16 protein-coding genes are annotated in these 16,778 nt (G+C 59.6%); 5 read left to right on the forward strand and 11 right to left on the reverse strand.

The annotated features are described in order from the left end of the window. Positions 1 to 8 precede the first annotated feature (8 nt). Genes sdhA through sdhC form a run of 3 tightly spaced genes read right to left on the reverse strand, consistent with a single transcriptional unit; the run spans position 9 to position 2,520 of the window. Complete coding sequence (sdhA, locus tag R0140_RS19450; protein ID WP_008805685.1) at positions 9 to 1,775, reverse strand: succinate dehydrogenase flavoprotein subunit; 1,767 nt, start codon at positions 1,773 to 1,775, stop codon at positions 9 to 11. Continuing rightward, positions 1,775 to 2,122 (reverse strand): succinate dehydrogenase membrane anchor subunit, encoded by a 348-nt coding sequence (gene sdhD, locus R0140_RS19455; RefSeq protein ID WP_002894949.1) that lies wholly within the window; start codon positions 2,120 to 2,122, stop codon positions 1,775 to 1,777. Before sdhD ends, sdhA begins: the two co-directional genes overlap by 1 nt. Then, complete coding sequence (gene sdhC / locus R0140_RS19460) at positions 2,116 to 2,520, reverse strand: succinate dehydrogenase cytochrome b556 subunit (protein WP_004142216.1); 405 nt, start codon at positions 2,518 to 2,520, stop codon at positions 2,116 to 2,118. The genes sdhD and sdhC overlap by 7 nt, the downstream gene beginning before the upstream one ends. A gap of 640 nt (positions 2,521 to 3,160) precedes the next feature. On the opposite strand from sdhC, the gene gltA reads away from it, so the two are divergent. Further along, the gene (gene gltA / locus R0140_RS19465; protein WP_008805683.1) at positions 3,161 to 4,444 is read left to right on the forward strand and encodes a citrate synthase; all 1,284 of its coding nucleotides are present in this window, start codon (positions 3,161 to 3,163) and stop codon (positions 4,442 to 4,444) included. Positions 4,445 to 4,510: 66 nt separating this feature from the next. Here the strand turns inward: gltA and nei are convergent, their stop codons facing one another. Genes nei through R0140_RS19495 form a run of 6 tightly spaced genes read right to left on the reverse strand, consistent with a single transcriptional unit; the run spans position 4,511 to position 9,074 of the window. Beyond that, positions 4,511 to 5,302, reverse strand: coding sequence for an endonuclease VIII (gene nei, locus R0140_RS19470; RefSeq protein ID WP_008805682.1), 792 nt, complete (start codon positions 5,300 to 5,302; stop codon positions 4,511 to 4,513). Between the two features lie 15 nt (positions 5,303 to 5,317). After that, entirely contained in the window at positions 5,318 to 5,962 is a 645-nt protein-coding gene (gene pcp / locus R0140_RS19475) for a pyroglutamyl-peptidase I (protein WP_317704061.1), read from the reverse strand. Positions 5,963 to 5,991: 29 nt separating this feature from the next. Continuing rightward, a complete protein-coding gene (gene pxpA, locus R0140_RS19480; protein WP_012542430.1) occupies positions 5,992 to 6,744 on the reverse strand; it encodes a 5-oxoprolinase subunit PxpA in 753 nt (250 codons plus the stop codon). Next, on the reverse strand, positions 6,734 to 7,666 hold the full coding sequence (gene pxpC, locus R0140_RS19485; RefSeq protein WP_023297234.1) for a 5-oxoprolinase subunit PxpC: 933 nt from the start codon (positions 7,664 to 7,666) through the stop codon (positions 6,734 to 6,736). Before pxpC ends, pxpA begins: the two co-directional genes overlap by 11 nt. After that, the gene (pxpB, locus tag R0140_RS19490; RefSeq protein WP_032739332.1) at positions 7,660 to 8,316 is read right to left on the reverse strand and encodes a 5-oxoprolinase subunit PxpB; all 657 of its coding nucleotides are present in this window, start codon (positions 8,314 to 8,316) and stop codon (positions 7,660 to 7,662) included. The genes pxpC and pxpB overlap by 7 nt, the downstream gene beginning before the upstream one ends. A gap of 14 nt (positions 8,317 to 8,330) precedes the next feature. Continuing rightward, positions 8,331 to 9,074, reverse strand: coding sequence for a type 2 GTP cyclohydrolase I (locus R0140_RS19495; RefSeq protein WP_008805677.1), 744 nt, complete (start codon positions 9,072 to 9,074; stop codon positions 8,331 to 8,333). Positions 9,075 to 9,342: 268 nt separating this feature from the next. Here R0140_RS19495 and R0140_RS19500 point away from each other — a divergent pair, with 268 nt between their 5' ends. Further along, positions 9,343 to 10,821 carry an MFS transporter gene (locus R0140_RS19500; protein WP_012542433.1) on the forward strand — a complete coding sequence of 493 codons (1,479 nt, stop codon included), beginning with the start codon at positions 9,343 to 9,345 and terminating at the stop codon, positions 10,819 to 10,821. Here R0140_RS19500 and phrB read toward each other — a convergent pair. Together phrB and R0140_RS19510 are read right to left on the reverse strand one after the other, a co-directional pair. Beyond that, the gene (gene phrB / locus R0140_RS19505) at positions 10,793 to 12,235 is read right to left on the reverse strand and encodes a deoxyribodipyrimidine photo-lyase (RefSeq protein ID WP_016160504.1); all 1,443 of its coding nucleotides are present in this window, start codon (positions 12,233 to 12,235) and stop codon (positions 10,793 to 10,795) included. The genes R0140_RS19500 and phrB overlap by 29 nt on opposite strands. 184 nt (positions 12,236 to 12,419) lie before the next feature. Beyond that, positions 12,420 to 12,629, reverse strand: a complete 210-nt coding sequence (locus tag R0140_RS19510; protein WP_004142243.1) for a DUF2517 family protein — start codon at positions 12,627 to 12,629, stop codon at positions 12,420 to 12,422. Between the two features lie 307 nt (positions 12,630 to 12,936). Between R0140_RS19510 and kdpF the strand changes: the two genes are divergently transcribed. The 3 genes from kdpF to kdpB are packed head-to-tail and all read left to right on the forward strand — an operon-like array spanning position 12,937 to position 16,774. Beyond that, positions 12,937 to 13,026: a K(+)-transporting ATPase subunit F gene (gene kdpF, locus R0140_RS19515; protein WP_020323459.1), complete on the forward strand. Its 90-nt coding sequence runs from the start codon at positions 12,937 to 12,939 to the stop codon at positions 13,024 to 13,026. Next, positions 13,026 to 14,705, forward strand: coding sequence for a potassium-transporting ATPase subunit KdpA (gene kdpA, locus R0140_RS19520; protein WP_023322238.1), 1,680 nt, complete (start codon positions 13,026 to 13,028; stop codon positions 14,703 to 14,705). The genes kdpF and kdpA overlap by 1 nt, the downstream gene beginning before the upstream one ends. Before the next feature lie 20 nt (positions 14,706 to 14,725). Further along, complete coding sequence (kdpB, locus tag R0140_RS19525; protein ID WP_032753888.1) at positions 14,726 to 16,774, forward strand: potassium-transporting ATPase subunit KdpB; 2,049 nt, start codon at positions 14,726 to 14,728, stop codon at positions 16,772 to 16,774. Positions 16,775 to 16,778: the final 4 nt, after the last annotated feature.

Consider the following 16,778-nt stretch of genomic DNA (forward strand, 5'->3'; position numbering starts at 1 on the left):
TCTCCGCATTAGTAAGTACGAATCTTCGGCGGGAATGCCGGACGCAGTTTCGGTTCCATGTTGACGCTACGACGCGTCATGGATTCCGACTCTGGCAGATACAGGGAATGGCACAGCCAGTTTTCATCATCACGATCCGGGAAGTCGAAGCGGCTATGGGCGCCACGGCTTTCAGTACGGAAGTTAGCGGACACGGCGGTCGCAAACGCGGTCTCCATCAGGTTGTCCAACTCCAGGCACTCGACGCGCTGGGTGTTGAACTCGCTGGAAGTATCGTCGAGACGCGCGTTTTTCAGGCGCTCGCGGATCACTTTCAGTTGCTCCAGACCTTTGTGCATCGCATCGCCTTCGCGGAACACCGAGAAGTTGTGCTGCATACATTCCTGCAGTGCTTTGCGGATTTCCACCGGGTCTTCGCCGGAGCGGGTATTGTTCCAGCGATTGAGGCGGTCCAGCGAGCCTTCGACATCCGATTCGCTGGCGTCGCGCAGCGTGCCCTGCTCGGCGATGGACTCCTGCAGATGCAGGCCCGCCGCGCGGCCGAAGACCACCAGGTCGAGCAGCGAGTTGCCGCCCAGACGGTTGGCGCCGTGGACCGATACGCAGGCAATTTCGCCTACCGCGAACAGGCCCGGGATCACCACGTCTTCGCCCTTCTCATTCACGGTCAGCGCCTGACCGGTGACTTTGGTCGGGATACCGCCCATCATGTAGTGGCAGGTTGGGATAACCGGGATTGGCTCTTTCACCGGATCGACGTGAGCAAAGGTACGGGACAGCTCAAGGATACCTGGCAGACGAGATTCCAGAACCTCTTTACCCAGGTGATCCAGTTTCAGTTTCGCATGCGGGCCCCACGGACCATCGCAGCCGCGGCCTTCGCGAATTTCGATCATGATGGAACGCGCCACCACGTCACGACCCGCCAGGTCTTTGGCGTTCGGGGCATAACGCTCCATAAAGCGCTCGCCGTGTTTGTTCAGCAGGTAACCGCCTTCGCCGCGGCAACCTTCGGTGACCAGCACCCCTGCCCCGGCGATGCCGGTCGGGTGGAACTGCCACATTTCCATATCCTGCACCGGAACGCCGGCGCGGATGGCCATCCCGACGCCGTCACCGGTGTTGATGTGGGCGTTGGTGGTGGACTGATAAATACGGCCTGCGCCGCCGGTCGCCAGCACTGTGGCGCGGGCTTTAAAGTAGACCACTTCGCCGGTCTCGATGCACAGGGCGGTACAACCGACCACCGCGCCGTCCTGGTTTTTCACCAGATCGAGGGCATACCATTCGGAGAAGATAGTGGTGTGGTTTTTCAGGTTCTGTTGATACAGGGTGTGCAACAGCGCGTGGCCGGTACGGTCAGCCGCCGCCGCGGTGCGTGCCGCTTGCTCGCCGCCGAAGTTTTTCGACTGGCCGCCGAACGGGCGCTGATAAATACGGCCGTCGTCAAGACGGGAGAACGGCAGGCCCATATGTTCCAGCTCAAGAATCGCTTCCGGGCCGGTCTTACACATATATTCGATGGCGTCCTGGTCGCCAATATAGTCCGACCCTTTTACGGTGTCGTACATATGCCATTCCCAGTTATCTTCATGGGAGTTACCGAGCGCGACGGTGATACCACCCTGCGCGGATACGGTATGGGAACGGGTAGGGAACACTTTGGAGAGCAGTGCACAGGTCTGTCCGCTCTGGGAAATTTGCAGCGCCGCGCGCATACCTGCGCCGCCGGCACCGATAACAACAGCATCAAACTCTCTGACTGGCAATTTCATTACACACCCCACACCACAACAAATCCATAAAGAACGTAAGCCACCAGCGCCACAACGATAGCCAGTTGCAGAACCAGGCGCAGAGCCAGTGGTTTAACGTAGTCCGTTAACACCTGCCACATCCCGATCCAGGCATGGATGAGAATGGAGACGAGAGCCAGCAGAGTGAAGACTTTAGTGAAGCCGGAGGCAAAGAATCCGGTCCACACTTCCCATGAGATTTCACCGGTGGTGGCGAAGAAGCCAACCATGTAGATGATGTAGAGGGTCAGAACGATGGCGGTAGCACGGACCAGAATAAAGTCATGTACGCCGTTGCGTCCCAGTGCTGAGGCGTTGCTTACCATACGAGGACTCCTGCGAGAAGTGAAAGCACGACAGTAATAACAAAAGAGATTTTGGCGGAACGTTTCCCTGCTTCGAGGGTTTCGTCCAGGTAGCCAAAGTCCATCATCAGATGGCGGATACCGACAACGACATGATAGGCCAGTGCGGTGAGAATGCCCCACATGATGAACTTCACAAAGAAGCTATCCATGATCGAGGCCGCCGTCAGAAAACCTTCAGGGGAGGAAAGGCTGGTGCCCAGCAACCAAAGCAGAATTCCGACCGCCACGAAGGTGATGACACCGGAAACGCGATGGAGAATGGACGCTATCGCCGTGATTGGGAACCGTATCGTTTGTAGATCCAGATTGACAGGTCTTTGTTTTTTCACATTTCTTACCATGAATAACGCCCACATGCTGTTCTTATTGTTTCCTTCCTCCGGTCTGCTTGCGGGTCAGACAGCGTCCTTTCTATAACCAGAAGTCATGTTAAAACGTCTTTTCAGGCATTAAAACATCACTAAACAACGCTGGGTGGCTCGGGATTGCAGGGTGTTCCGGAGACCTGGCCGCAGTATAGGCCGTTCACAAAATCATTACAATTAACCTACATATAGTTTGTTGGGTTTTCTCCGGAACAGTGATCAAGGTCACGATAACAACATTTTTTTAATTTTTAATCACCTGATTTGACAAATATTAAACATTCTTGTTACAACCATTACCAGTTAAATGCAATAATGCTCAAAAGTTATGGGGTCACTCTTTCACCTGAGAATAAGTTATGTAACAGTGTGTCAGTATTGACCGATGTAATCAGGACAGTTATTAGTGGTATACAGGTTTTAATATTCGGACTGCTAAAACGCTGATTTGCTGTTGTTTCACCGCAGCCCTGAAGGACGTACCATCAAGCGCCGTTGCTCTGTACCCTGCCCTTTTCGCTGACGCAGAGCTGTGTGCAACATAACAAACTGGTAACGTATGCAGGCGCGGGCCGAAAGCAAATCCACCACCCGGCAGTCTTAAGCAATAAAGGCGCTAAGGAGACCATAAATGTCTGATGCTAAAGCAAAAATCACCCTGGGTGGTGACACTGCTATTGAACTGGATGTGCTAAAAGGCACGCTCGGTCAGGATGTTATTGATATTCGTAGTCTTGGTTCAAAAGGCGTATTTACTTTTGACCCAGGTTTCACATCCACCGCTTCTTGTGAATCTAAAATTACGTTTATCGATGGTGACGAGGGGATCCTGCTGCACCGCGGCTTCCCGATCGACCAGTTAGCGACCGAATCTAACTATCTCGAAGTATGTTATATTCTGCTGTACGGTGAAAAACCGACTCAGGCCGAATATGACGAATTCAAAACCACCGTCACCCGCCACACCATGATTCATGAGCAGATCACGCGTCTGTTCCATGCATTCCGTCGCGATTCCCACCCGATGGCCGTGATGTGCGGGATCACCGGCGCCCTGGCGGCGTTCTATCATGACTCCCTCGACGTGAATAACCCACGTCACCGCGAGATTGCTGCCTACCGTCTGCTGTCCAAAATGCCAACCATGGCAGCCATGTGTTACAAGTATTCTATCGGCCAGCCGTTTGTTTATCCGCGCAACGACCTCTCCTACGCCGGCAACTTCCTGCGCATGATGTTCGCGACACCGTGCGAAGAGTATGAAGTCAATCCGGTGCTTGAACGCGCGATGGATCGTATTCTGATCCTGCACGCCGATCACGAGCAGAACGCGTCGACCTCGACGGTACGTACCGCCGGCTCCTCCGGCGCTAACCCGTTCGCCTGTATCGCTGCTGGCATCGCCTCCCTGTGGGGACCGGCGCACGGCGGCGCCAACGAAGCGGCGCTGAAGATGCTGGAAGAGATCAGCTCCGTTGAGCACATTCCGGAATTTGTTCGTCGTGCGAAAGACAAGAATGACTCTTTCCGCCTGATGGGCTTCGGCCATCGTGTTTACAAAAACTACGACCCGCGGGCCACCGTGATGCGTGAAACCTGCCATGAAGTGCTGAAAGAGCTGGGCACCAAAGACGATCTGCTGCAGGTAGCCATGGAGCTGGAGCATATCGCGCTGAACGACCCGTACTTCATCGAGAAGAAACTCTACCCGAACGTCGACTTCTACTCCGGTATCATCCTGAAAGCGATGGGTATTCCGTCCTCCATGTTTACCGTTATCTTCGCCATGGCGCGTACCGTGGGCTGGATTGCGCACTGGAACGAAATGCACAGCGATGGCATGAAGATCGCCCGTCCGCGTCAGCTGTACACTGGCTACACCAAACGCGATTACCAGTCCGACATTAAGCGCTAATCTTGCCGTCCGGATGAAAAAAAACGCGCCACCTGGCGCGTTTTTTTATCTGCCTGACTGCCGGGCTTAATGCTGGCATCCGGGACACCAGTAAAACGGCCGCGAGGAGAGTGTCGTCTTCTCAATCACGCCCCCACAGCGCTCGCACCTTTCCCCGTCGCGATGGAAGACCTTAAAGCGAAACAGCGCGCCGTGATGCTTGTTGTCATCGGCCTGGCCGCGGGTGTGATACGACAACCGCGGAATAGCCAGCAGCGCGTGCGCCAGCGCATCCAGCTGACTATCGCTCAGTTCAGCGGCTTTACGCTTTCCGCTTAATCCCACCTGCCAGAGGATCTCCACCCGCAGATAGTTACCGAGCCCGGCCAGAAAAGCCTGATCCAGCAGCAGGCCGGAAAACTGACGATGGCGGAATTTGGCCGACAGCAGCCGCGCTTTCACCTCCTCCACGGTTAACGTCATATCCAGCACATCTGGCCCCACGCGCAGTAAAAACGGGTGATGGGCAACCTGCTCCGCCGTGAGCATCTCGATGTCCGAGGCGCTATAGAGCAAAATCGCCTTGCGGGCGGTCTGCAGCCTGACGCGCAGCACCCGGTTAGAGGCGGGCTGTTCCCCGGCGTCAACCACGCGCCAGACACCGTACAGCTGATTATGGCTGTACAGGGTCAGCCCGCCGGAGAAGTGTGTTAACAGGGCCTTGCCGCGGGTGGCGATATGGGTCACCCGCTGGCCAATCAACAGGCTTTGATAGGGTTGCAACTGCGGAAAGGCGAACCAGGCATCGGTTAAGGGTTCGCCTTTGATTGCCGCCTCCAGTTTATCCGCCGCGCGGCGGATCTCCGGACCTTCCGGCATACTGTCATCCTTCTGTTAATGGGTGGCGCCGCCGCCCAGTTTACTATCCACCGACTGGCGCAGCGCCACGGCAATGGCCGTTTCCAGCGCTTCCCGCACGGTGACGGTCGCCATACTCGGCTCGCCGGGATGGGCCGCCGCCTGCGCCGGTAGCCATGGAATATGGATAAAGCCGCCCCTGACGCCAGCCTGCTCCTGCAGCTTATGTAGCAAACCATACATCACGTGATTGCAGACGAAGGTGCCGGCGGTTTGGGAGACCGAAGCCGGGATCTCGCGATCGCGCAACGCGCTGACGATCGCTTTGATCGGTAAGGTACTGAACCACGCCGCCGGCCCCCCGTCGACGATCGGCGTGTCGACAGGCTGCTGGCCTTTGTTATCGGGAATGCGCGCATCATCGACGTTGATAGCCACACGTTCAACGCTGATATCGACGCGACCACCAGCCTGCCCAACGGCAATGACCAGCCTCGGCTGCAGGTCTTCTATCGCCGCGTAAAGCACCGACAGCGCCTCGCCAAACACACAGGGGAGCTGGCGGGCGATCACCGGCTGCCCGGCAATCATCGTCCCGTCCAGCTGCTTCACCACTTCCCATGAAGGGTTAACCGTTTCGCCATCAAAGGGTTCAAAACCGGTGAGCAATACTCCCGCCATCATCCTCTCCTTCGCGGTCATTCAGGTTGTCACGCTTCAGCGTCCAGTTGCGCGCTGACCAGAATATGGCGCCCGGCAAAGGCCGCCCGCAGACGGCGGGCAAAATCCAGCGCGTGCGGGCCATCGCCGTGCAGACACACCGTCTGCGCCACCACGTTCGCCCACTCGCCGCTGATGCTGCGCACCCGGTGGTGCTGCACCATCTCGAGGGTTTGCGCCAGAGCCTGCTCTTCGCTGTCGATCAGCGCGCCGGGCTGGCTGCGCGGCACCAGGCTACCGTCGGCCAGGTAGCCGCGGTCGGCAAACACCTCCTGGCGCGTCGTCAGACCATAGTGCTGCCCGGCGCGGATCAGTTCGCTGCCCGCCAGCCCCACCAGCACCAGCTTCGGGTTAACATCACGGATCGCGCGGGCGATCGCGTCCGCCAGCGGCGGCGACTTGGCCGCCTGGTTATAAAGCATGCCGTGCGGCTTCACATGCTGTAGCTCGCCGCCCTGCGCCTGAACGATCGCCGCCAGGGCGCCAATCTGATACAGCATCTGGGCATAGACCGTTTCCGGCGGCAGATCCATCGCCGTACGGCCAAAATTTTCCCGGTCGGGGTATCCCGGATGGGCGCCCACCGCCACGCCGTACTTCAGCGCCTCGCGTACGCTCTGCACCATCAGTCCGGCGTCGCCGGCATGAAAGCCGCAGGCGATATTCGCCGACGAGACCAGCTGGAGCAGCGCGCTATCGTTCGCGCCCCCTTCCCCGAGATCGGCATTGAGATCAATCATCATCGTGGAGTCTCCAGGCCAGTTGTTCAAGATAACGCTGGCGATCGGCCCGTGCTTTTAAGGCATCCTCCAGCGAGCAGGCGACAAAGTGGATCGGCTGCCCCAGCGGGATCTGCGCCAGCTGGTACATATCAGCCTCAATAATGCAGGCGATGCGCGGATAGCCGCCGGTGGTTTGCGCATCGTTCATCAGGACGATGGGCTGGCCGTTATGCGGCACCTGCACTACGCCCGGCAGCAGACCGTGCGACAGCATCTCGCGATCGGTGATCCGTTTCAACGGCTGCCCCTGCAGGCGGTAGCCCATGCGATTGCTCTGCGGACTGAGCTGCCAGGGGGAGCGCCAGAACGACGCCTGCGAGGCCGCATCAAACTCATGATACTCCGGGCCCGGCAGCGCGCGAATGCGGTTGCCCAGCGGCAGCTGCTTGACACCGCGCGAGGTGGTAAAGCGCCGAGCGGCTTTCCCGAGCTTCAGCTGATCGCCATCCTGCAGGCGGCGTCCTTCCAGACCGCCAATCCCCGCCTTAAGATCCGTGCTGCGCGAGCCAAGCACCACCGGGACCGCGACCCCGCCCGCCACCGCCAGATAGCTGCGGATGCCATGCTGCGGCGTTTTCAGCACCAACCGTTGCCCGGCCCGGTAGGCGGTGCGCCAGCCCACCCAGACCGCTTTGCCGTCCAGCGTCGCTTCGCAGGCGGCGCCGGTCAGCGCGAACCAGCCGCTGCGGGCAAATTCGATCTCCACCTGACCGAGGGTAATCTCCAGCCCGGCGGCGTTCGCCTCGTTGCCAACCAGCAGATTGGCAATCACCAGCGAGGGATAATCCAGAGCGCCGCAGCGGCTGATGCCAGACTGGCGCAGGCCTTCTCGTCCACCGTCCTGTACCGAGGTGTACAGACCGGCGCGGATCAGGGTTAACATACCCCCTCCTTTTGCGGCACAAAGCGAATTTTATCGCCCACGCGCAACAGCGCAGGCTCCTTACGCGCCGGGTCAAACAGCGTCAACGCGGTCCGCCCCAGCAGCTGCCAGCCGCCGGGCGTCGCCAGCGGATAGATGCCGGTTTGCGCGCCGCCAATGCCCACCGATCCGGCCGGGACCCGCACGCGCGGTTCGGCGCGACGCGGGGTCGCCAGCGCCAGCGGCAGCCCGCCCAGGTAGGGGAATCCCGGCTGAAAACCAATAAACCAGACCAGGTATTCCACCGAGGCATGCAGCTCCACAACCTGTTTTTCACTCAGGCCGCTGTGTTGCGCCACCACCCCGAGATCCGGCCCGGCCTCGCCGCCGTACACGACCGGGATGGTTAATGACCTCGACTCCGGCTCCAGCGCAAGACTCTCCTCCCACCAGCGCTGCAGACGGTCTATCGCCTCCCACGCCATCTCCTGCGGGCGGCGGAGCACCACGGTGATATTGTTCATGCCGGGAATGGCGTCAACCACCTCTTCATGGTGAGACAGACGCTGGGCCAATCCCCAGATCCGTTGCTGGCTCTCGAGCGTGACCGGCGGCTCCAGCTCCAGCACGACGGCCGTTTCTCCTAACAGATAACAACGCGCTCGCTGCACTTTTCTCTCTCCCGTCAGGCAGGGTTAGGAATATCAATAAAGGTGACATCCAGGTCGGTCGTTTCCGTCAGCCATTCACTGAGGGCGCGAATGCCGCCCCGCTCGGTGGCGTGGTGGCCGGCGGCATAAAAATGCAGCCCCTGTTCGCGGGCAGAGTGAATAGTTTGTTCCGACACCTCGCCGGTAATAAACGCATCCACCCCAAAGCGCGCCGCGGCGTCGATAAAGCTCTGGCCGCCGCCGGTACACCAGGCGACGCGGCTGACGGTGTCCGGCCCGGTATCGCCGCACCATAACGGCTTGCGCCCCAGCCGCGCTTCGATCCACGAGGCCAGTTCGAGGCCGGAAACCGGCATCGACAGTTCGCCCCAAGGCACCAGCGGTTCGATTTCACCCAGCACGTTAATCCCCAGCAGATGCGCCAGTTGCGCGTTGTTGCCCAGCTCCGGGTGGGCATCCAGCGGCAGGTGCCAGCCGTAGAGATTGATATCGTTGGCCAGCAGAGTCTTCAGGCGGCGGCGCTTCATGCCGCGGATCACTGGCGACTCGTTTTTCCAGAAATAGCCATGATGGACGATCACCGCATCCGCCTGCAGCCGAACGGCTTCATCCAGCAGCGCCTGGCTGGCCGTCACCCCGGTGACGATCGTTTGCACCGTATCACGTCCTTCCACCTGCAGACCGTTAGGGGCGAAATCACTGATGGCCGCACTATTGAGCTTGTCGTTTATCAGTTGTTCCAGTTCGCTATTTTTCATCGCCACTCCAGCAGATAATCAGGGTATACAAAGGCATAACATAACCAGATCCATTCGGGCCGTCGATAGTCCACAACCGGCACCGACCATGACTTTTTTGTTAATCCCGCATTTTGTCTACCCACCCCATCGCGCATTCGTGTATATTTATGCATTAATAAAGCATATTAAATAAACAGAAAGCCCCTCAAGCCATGAATATGACTAATAAAGCGCTATTCATGCAGAACGATCGACTTTCGCTTTACGCCAGGAAACCACACTTCTCATGAAGACAACATCATCGCAACCGCGGGCGATTTACTACGTCGTGGCGCTGCAAATCTGGGAATATTTTAGCTTCTACGGCATGCGCGCCCTGCTGATCCTCTATCTCACCAATCAGCTCAAATATGACGATAACCACGCCTATGCCCTGTTCAGCGCCTACTGTTCGCTGGTCTATGTCACGCCGATCCTCGGCGGCTATCTGGCCGATAAGCTGTTAGGCAACCGGATGGCGGTCATGCTCGGCGCGCTGCTGATGGCCATTGGCCATCTGGTGCTCGGAGCCAGCGAAACCGCCCCAGTCTTCCTCTACCTGTCGCTGGCGATCATCGTCTGCGGCTACGGGTTGTTTAAATCCAACGTCAGCTGTCTGCTGGGCGAACTCTACGAACCTGCCGATCCGCGTCGCGACGGCGGCTTCTCGCTGATGTATGCCGCGGGCAATATCGGCTCGATTATCGCGCCGATCGCCTGCGGCTACGTACAGGAGGAGTATAGCTGGGCGATGGGCTTTGCCCTGGCGGCCATCGGCATGGTGGCGGGACTGGTGATTTTTCTCTGCGGCAACCGTCACTTCCAGCATACTGCCGGCGTCAACCGCCAGGCGCTGTGCGCGCGCCGCTTCCTGCTGCCGAACTGGGGCTGGCTGCTGGTGCTGCTGGTTACCGCCCCGCTGCTGATCGCCGTGCTGTTCTGGCAGGAGTGGTCGGTGTATGCCCTGATCGTGGCCACCGTTATCGGCCTGGCGGTGCTGGCGCGGATCTACCTGCGCGCTGAAACCGATAAACAGCGTAAGGATCTGCGCCTGATCGTCGTCCTCACCGCGTTTAGCCTGCTGTTCTGGGCCTTCGCCCAGCAGGGCGGGAGCTCCATCAGCCTGTATATTGACCGCTTCGTTAATCGCCATATCATGAGCTACGAAGTCCCTACCGCCATGTTCCAGTCGGTCAACGCCTTCGCGGTGATGCTCTGCGGGATGGTGCTGGCGTGGCTGGTGAAAGAGAGCGTCGGTGGCAATCGCACCGTGCGCATCTGGGGGAAATTTGCCCTCGGTCTGGGCCTGATGAGCGCCGGGTTCTGCATCCTGACCCTCAGCGCCCGCTGGTCCGCGGCCTATGGCCAGTCGTCCATGCCGCTGATGGTGCTGGGGCTGGCGGTGATGGGTTTTGCCGAACTGTTTATCGACCCGGTCGCCATGTCGCAAATCACCCGCATTGAGATCCCGGGGGTCACCGGGGTGCTGACCGGTATCTATATGCTGCTCTCCGGGGCCATCGCCAACTATCTGGCCGGCGTCATCGCCGACCAGACCTCGCAGGCGTCCTTCGACGCCGCCGGGGCAGTGAACTACTCCATTGACGCCTACATCAAGGTCTTCAGCCAGATCACCTGGGGCGCGCTGGCCTGTGTCGGCGTGGTGCTGGTCATCTGGCTGTATCACTCGCTGAAGGTCAGGACCCGCCGTCTGGCGGTGGAGTAATTCCTTTTCTGGCGGCCTCCCAGGCCGCCAGCGTCTCCTGCCGCGCCTGTTTGTGATCGACTATCGGGCGCGGATAATCCAGTTTGATCCCCTGTTTATCCGCCCACGCCCACGGCTGATGCAGCGCCTTCTCCGGCACCTTTGCCAGCTCAGGCAGCCAGCGACGCATAAACACCCCCTGCTTATCAAACTTCTCGCCCTGGGTGGTGGGGTTAAATATGCGGAAATAGGGCGCGGCGTCGGTGCCTGTCGAGGCCGCCCACTGCCAGCCGCCGTTGTTCGCCGCCAGGTCGCCATCAATCAGTTGACTCATGAAGTAGCGCTCCCCTGCCCGCCAGTCGAGGCGCAGATCTTTCGTCAGGAAGCTGGCGACAATCATGCGCAACCGGTTATGCATCCAGCCGGTGGCGTTAAGCTGGCGCATCGCGGCATCGACTATCGGAAAGCCGGTCTCCCCGCGCTGCCAGGCCTGCAGGGCGGCGTCATCTTCACGCCAGGCGACCTTATCAGTCCATGCGATAAACGGGCGTCCTTTACAGAGTTTCGGATAGTAGACCATCAGATGGCGGTAAAACTCGCGCCAGATCAGCTCATTAAGCCAGGTGGCGCCTGCCCCGCCGTCCAGCGCGGCGGGGTGTTCCGTCAGCAGACGATGCAGGCACTGGCGCGGTGACAACACCCCGGTGGCCAGGCAGGGCGACAGGCGACTGGTCCCTTCCACGGCGGGGAAGTCACGCTGCCCCTCATACTCCGCCGCCGGTTGCTGACAAAACGCGCGCAGCCGCGCCAGCGCCGTTTTTTCATCCGCGGCAAACAGCAGCCCATCGAACGGCGTTTGCGGGTAGTTGAGCTCAGGCAGCGGCGGCGCCTGGCGGGCAGGCGCCTGGCGCGGCTTCGGCGCCGCCACGCACGCCGGGAGCCCGTCCCGCAGACGGCGAATAAACGCATTCTTAAACGGCGTGAAAACTTTATACATTTCGCCGCTGCCGGTCATGACGCTGCCGGGCGGCAACAGGACGCTGTCGTCAAAGCCCTGGCAAATGACATCGCGCAAGGTGTTCTCAACGGCGGCATCGCGCTGACGTTCATTGAATTCGTACTGATAGTTGTAGAACAGGTGACTGACCTGGTGCTGCTGGCAGAAATGGACCAGCCGTTCGACGCTGGCGGTAAAATCATCCGCCTCTTCGACCCACAGCGGTATGCCCCGTTCCGCCAGCGCGGTGTGCAGACTGTGCAAATGGCTGACGATAAACGCGGCCTGCCGCGGCGCCAGGTGATGCTCACGCCACTGCCCCGGGGTGGCGATATACAGCGCCAGCACCTGCGCCTGCGGATCCCGGCAGGCGGCGGCCAGCGCCAGGTTATCGTGAATGCGTAAATCCGTGCGTAACCAGACCAGATGGGTGGCCATATAACTCCTCAATATCCGTCAGCAAAACTCATCTCATGATATAAGCCGGAAAAAATAGCGCGCTCCGGCAAAATAAGCACCTGCCAATTCCACTGCGGTGCATGAAAACGAGTGTAGACAAGCGACGAAAAAAAACCGCCGGGGGCAACCGGCGGTTTTCTTGTCTTCGTCGCAGCAGGACGGATTAATAGAAATCGTGAGCGGCTTTTTCCGCCTGCGCCATCCACACCGGCTGCTCGCTGGTTTTCGACCACACCCGGTGCAGCCAGCTGTAATAGCGGGCGCGATCTTTCCAGAACAGCATCACCGGCAGCGCCGCGACGCCAGCCACGACGGCGAAAGCACGACGCAGTAAAATAATATGAGCAGGATAAGCTTTGTACAACGCCATCATTTCTCTCCCCTTTGTCAGGCCGGCAAGCAGCGCCGGTAAAATTAATCATGTTTGTCTGAGCAAAATAATACCGCTCTGGTTGTAATTTTACTACTCATCCGACCACTAAAAAGCACGTATTTATACTTAATTTACATTCACCACGTAAATTAGTTACAAAAAAGTTAAATTAATACTAACCATCAGTTAAATTGTGCCTTTGTCATTTTTATACTTTTTTTACACCGCGCCCGCCGATTTTTGCGAAATCTTTGCGCCGTAATTTCTATTCTCCCGGTAAATCAAAAAAGACACCCGGAGGTGGATTGTGACTGCAGGCGTACTCACTGGCGTTGGGCTGGTGTTCCTGTTACTGGCTTATCTGGTTTATGCCTTGATACACGCGGAGGCATTCTGATGGCTGCCCAGGGATTTTTATTATTAGCCAGCTACCTGCTGGTGTTGCTGGTGCTGGCGCGCCCGCTGGGGACGTGTCTGGCGAGGATGGTGAACGATATCCCGCTTCCCGGCCTGGCCGGCGTCGAGCGCGTCCTGTGGCGCGTGGCCGGGATCCGCGCCGAGGAGATGGGCTGGCTGCAGTATTTGCTGGCGATCCTGCTGTTTAACGCCCTCGGCGGCCTGGCCCTGTTTGCCCTGCTGATGCTCCAGGGCGTGTTGCCGTTTAACCCGCAGCATCTGCCGGGATTGTCATGGGATCTGGCGCTCAACACGGCGGTCAGCTTTGTCAGCAATACCAACTGGCAGGCTTACGCCGGCGAAAGCACCATGAGCTATCTCAGCCAGATGGTCGGCCTGACGGTGCAGAATTTCCTCTCTGCCGCCACCGGGATCGCCGTGGTATTCGCCCTGACCCGCGCCTTCGCCCGGCAAAAAATGTCCACCCTTGGCAATGCCTGGGTCGACCTGACGCGCATTACCCTGTGGCTGCTGCTGCCGCTCTCCCTGCTGGTGGCCCTGTTCTTTATTCAGCAGGGTGTGCCGCAGAATCTGCTGGCCTACCAGCCCTTTACCACCCTCGAAGGGGCGCACCAGCTGTTGCCGATGGGGCCTGTCGCCTCGCAGGAAGCGATTAAGCTGCTGGGCACCAACGGCGGCGGTTTCTTTAACGCCAACTCCGCTCACCCGTTTGAAAACCCGACCGCGCTGACCAATCTCGTGCAGATGCTGGCAATCTTCCTGATCCCGGCGGCACTGTGCTTCGCCTTCGGCGAGGTGGTGAGCGATCGACGTCAGGGACGCGCCATCCTGTGGGCAATGACGTTGATCTTTATCCTCTGCGTCGCCGTGGTGATGTGGGCGGAAACTCGCGGCAACCCCCACCTGCTGACGCTGGGCGCTGACAGTAGCCTGAATATGGAAGGTAAAGAGAGTCGCTTCGGTATTCTCGCCAGCAGTCTGTTCGCGGTGATCACCACTGCCGCCTCCTGCGGCGCGGTCAATGCCATGCATGACTCCTTCACCGCGCTGGGCGGCATGGTGCCGATGTGGCTGATGCAGATTGGCGAAGTGGTGTTCGGCGGCGTCGGTTCGGGCCTGTACGGCATGCTGCTGTTCGTCATGCTGGCGGTGTTTATCGCCGGGCTGATGGTCGGCCGCACCCCGGAGTACCTCGGGAAGAAAATCGATGTCCGGGAAATGAAAATGATCGCCCTCGCCATTCTGGTCACCCCGACGCTGGTGCTGCTTGGCACGGCGCTGGCGATGATGACCGACGCCGGCCGCGCCGGGATGTTCAACCCTGGACCGCACGGCTTTAGCGAAGTGCTGTACGCCGTCACCTCGGCGGCCAATAACAACGGCAGCGCCTTCGCTGGCCTGGGTGCGGCGACGCCGTTCTGGAACCTGCTGCTGGCGTTCTGCATGCTGGTCGGCCGCTTCGCCGTCATCATTCCGGTGATGGCCATCGCCGGCTCGCTGGTGGCGAAGAAAATTCAACCGGCCAGCCCCGGCACCCTGGCCACCCACGACGCCCTGTTTATCGGTTTACTGATCGGCACCGTGCTGCTGGTGGGCGCCCTGACCTTTATTCCTGCGCTGGCGCTTGGCCCGCTGGCTGAACACTTTTCCTTACTTTGAGCGATGCGGAGCACCCTGTTATGAGTCGCAAACAATTAGCCCTGCTGGAGCCGACGCTGGTGCGCCAGGCGCTGCTGGATGCCGTGAAAAAACTCAGCCCGATGGTGCAATGGCGCAATCCGGTGATGTTTATCGTCTGGGTGGGCAGTCTGTTAACCACCCTGCTGGCGATCGCCATGGCTGGCGGCGCCCTGACCGGTAGCGCCACCTTTACCGCCGCCGTCAGCATCTGGCTGTGGTTTACCGTGCTGTTCGCTAACTTTGCCGAAGCGATGGCGGAAGGCCGCAGCAAAGCCCAGGCCAACAGCCTGAAAGGGGTGAAAAAAACGGCCTTCGCCCGCAAACTGCGCGCCCCGCAGCATGACGCGACGGTCGACCACGTGCCAGCGGAAGACCTGCGCAAAGGCGACGTGGTGCTGGTGGAAGCCGGGGATATTATCCCCTGCGATGGCGAAGTCATCGAAGGCGGCGCCTCGGTGGACGAAAGCGCCATTACCGGCGAGTCTGCCCCGGTGATCCGTGAATCCGGTGGCGATTTTGCCTCGGTGACCGGCGGGACACGCATTCTCTCCGACTGGCTGGTGATCCGCTGCAGCGTGAACCCGGGAGAAACCTTCCTCGACCGGATGATCGCCATGGTGGAAGGCGCCCAGCGCCGTAAAACGCCGAACGAGATCGCCCTGACGATCCTGCTGATCGCCCTGACGCTGGTGTTCCTGCTGGCCACCGCCACCATCTGGCCGTTTTCGGCGTGGAGCGGCAATGCGGTCAGCGTTACCGTGCTGGTCGCCCTGCTGGTGTGCCTGATCCCGACCACCATCGGCGGGCTGCTGTCGGCCATCGGCGTCGCCGGGATGAGTCGTATGCTCGGCGCCAACGTCATCGCCACCAGTGGCCGCGCGGTGGAGGCCGCTGGCGACGTCGATGTCCTGCTGCTGGATAAAACCGGGACCATTACCCTCGGCAACCGTCAGGCTTCCGCCTTCCTGCCGGCGCGCGGCGTGGAAGAGCGAACCCTCGCCGACGCCGCCCAGCTCTCCTCGCTGGCGGATGAAACCCCTGAGGGGCGCAGCATCGTGGTGCTGGCGAAACAGCGCTTTAACCTGCGCGAACGCGATCTGCAGTCGCTGCACGCCACCTTTGTCCCCTTTACCGCGCAAACGCGGATGAGCGGCATCAATATTGATCAACGCATGATCCGCAAAGGGTCGGTGGACGCCATTCGCCGCCACGTGGAGGCCAACGGCGGCCACTTCCCTGCCGATGTCGATAAGCAGGTGGAAGAGGTCGCCCGCCAGGGGGCCACGCCGCTGGTGGTCGCCGAAGGGGAAAAGGTGCTGGGGATTATTTCGCTCAAAGATATCGTTAAAGGCGGTATCAAAGAACGTTTCGCCCAGCTGCGCAAAATGGGCATTAAAACGGTGATGATCACCGGCGATAACCGCCTGACCGCCGCGGCGATCGCCGCCGAGGCCGGGGTCGATGATTTCCTCGCCGAAGCGACGCCGGAAGCCAAACTGGCGTTGATCCGCCAGTATCAGTCGGAAGGTCGGCTGGTGGCGATGACCGGCGACGGCACCAACGATGCGCCCGCGCTGGCTCAGGCCGACGTGGCGGTGGCCATGAACTCCGGCACCCAGGCGGCGAAGGAAGCGGGCAACATGGTCGACCTGGATTCCAACCCCACCAAGCTGATTGAGGTGGTCCATATCGGTAAACAGATGTTAATGACGCGCGGCTCGCTGACTACCTTCAGTATTGCCAACGACGTGGCGAAATATTTCGCCATTATTCCGGCGGCATTTGCCGCGGTCTATCCCCAGCTGGCCATGCTGAACGTGATGGGCCTGCATTCGCCGTCATCAGCGATCCTTAGCGCCGTTATCTTTAACGCGCTGATCATCGTCTTCCTGATCCCGCTGGCCCTGAAAGGCGTGAGCTATCGCCCACTCTCCGCCTCGGCGATGCTGCGCCGCAACCTGTGGATCTACGGCCTCGGCGGTCTGCTGGTGCCCTTTATCGGTATTAAAGTCATCGACCTGCTGCTGACCCTGAGCGGTCTGGTGTGAGGAA

The organism is Klebsiella sp. w6 (assembly GCF_033100215.1).
Taxonomy (GTDB): Bacteria; Pseudomonadota; Gammaproteobacteria; order Enterobacterales; family Enterobacteriaceae; genus Klebsiella; species Klebsiella variicola.

Bases quoted from the DNA above. Each gene is read 5' to 3' on its own strand.
- sdhA (WP_008805685.1), bottom strand. From the start codon at position 1,775: ATGAAATTGCCAGTCAGAGAGTTTGATGCTGTTGTTATCGGTGCCGGC.
- sdhD (WP_002894949.1), bottom strand. From the start codon at position 2,122: ATGGTAAGCAACGCCTCAGCACTGGGACGCAACGGCGTACATGACTTT.
- sdhC (WP_004142216.1), bottom strand. From the start codon at position 2,520: ATGTGGGCGTTATTCATGGTAAGAAATGTGAAAAAACAAAGACCTGTC.
- gltA (WP_008805683.1), top strand. From the start codon at position 3,161: ATGTCTGATGCTAAAGCAAAAATCACCCTGGGTGGTGACACTGCTATT.
- nei (WP_008805682.1), bottom strand. From the start codon at position 5,302: ATGCCGGAAGGTCCGGAGATCCGCCGCGCGGCGGATAAACTGGAGGCG.
- pcp (WP_317704061.1), bottom strand. From the start codon at position 5,962: ATGGCGGGAGTATTGCTCACCGGTTTTGAACCCTTTGATGGCGAAACG.
- pxpA (WP_012542430.1), bottom strand. From the start codon at position 6,744: ATGATGATTGATCTCAATGCCGATCTCGGGGAAGGGGGCGCGAACGAT.
- pxpC (WP_023297234.1), bottom strand. From the start codon at position 7,666: ATGTTAACCCTGATCCGCGCCGGTCTGTACACCTCGGTACAGGACGGT.
- R0140_RS19495 (WP_008805677.1), bottom strand. From the start codon at position 9,074: ATGAAAAATAGCGAACTGGAACAACTGATAAACGACAAGCTCAATAGT.
- R0140_RS19500 (WP_012542433.1), top strand. From the start codon at position 9,343: ATGAAGACAACATCATCGCAACCGCGGGCGATTTACTACGTCGTGGCG.
- phrB (WP_016160504.1), bottom strand. From the start codon at position 12,235: ATGGCCACCCATCTGGTCTGGTTACGCACGGATTTACGCATTCACGAT.
- R0140_RS19510 (WP_004142243.1), bottom strand. From the start codon at position 12,629: ATGATGGCGTTGTACAAAGCTTATCCTGCTCATATTATTTTACTGCGT.
- kdpA (WP_023322238.1), top strand. From the start codon at position 13,026: ATGGCTGCCCAGGGATTTTTATTATTAGCCAGCTACCTGCTGGTGTTG.
- kdpB (WP_032753888.1), top strand. From the start codon at position 14,726: ATGAGTCGCAAACAATTAGCCCTGCTGGAGCCGACGCTGGTGCGCCAG.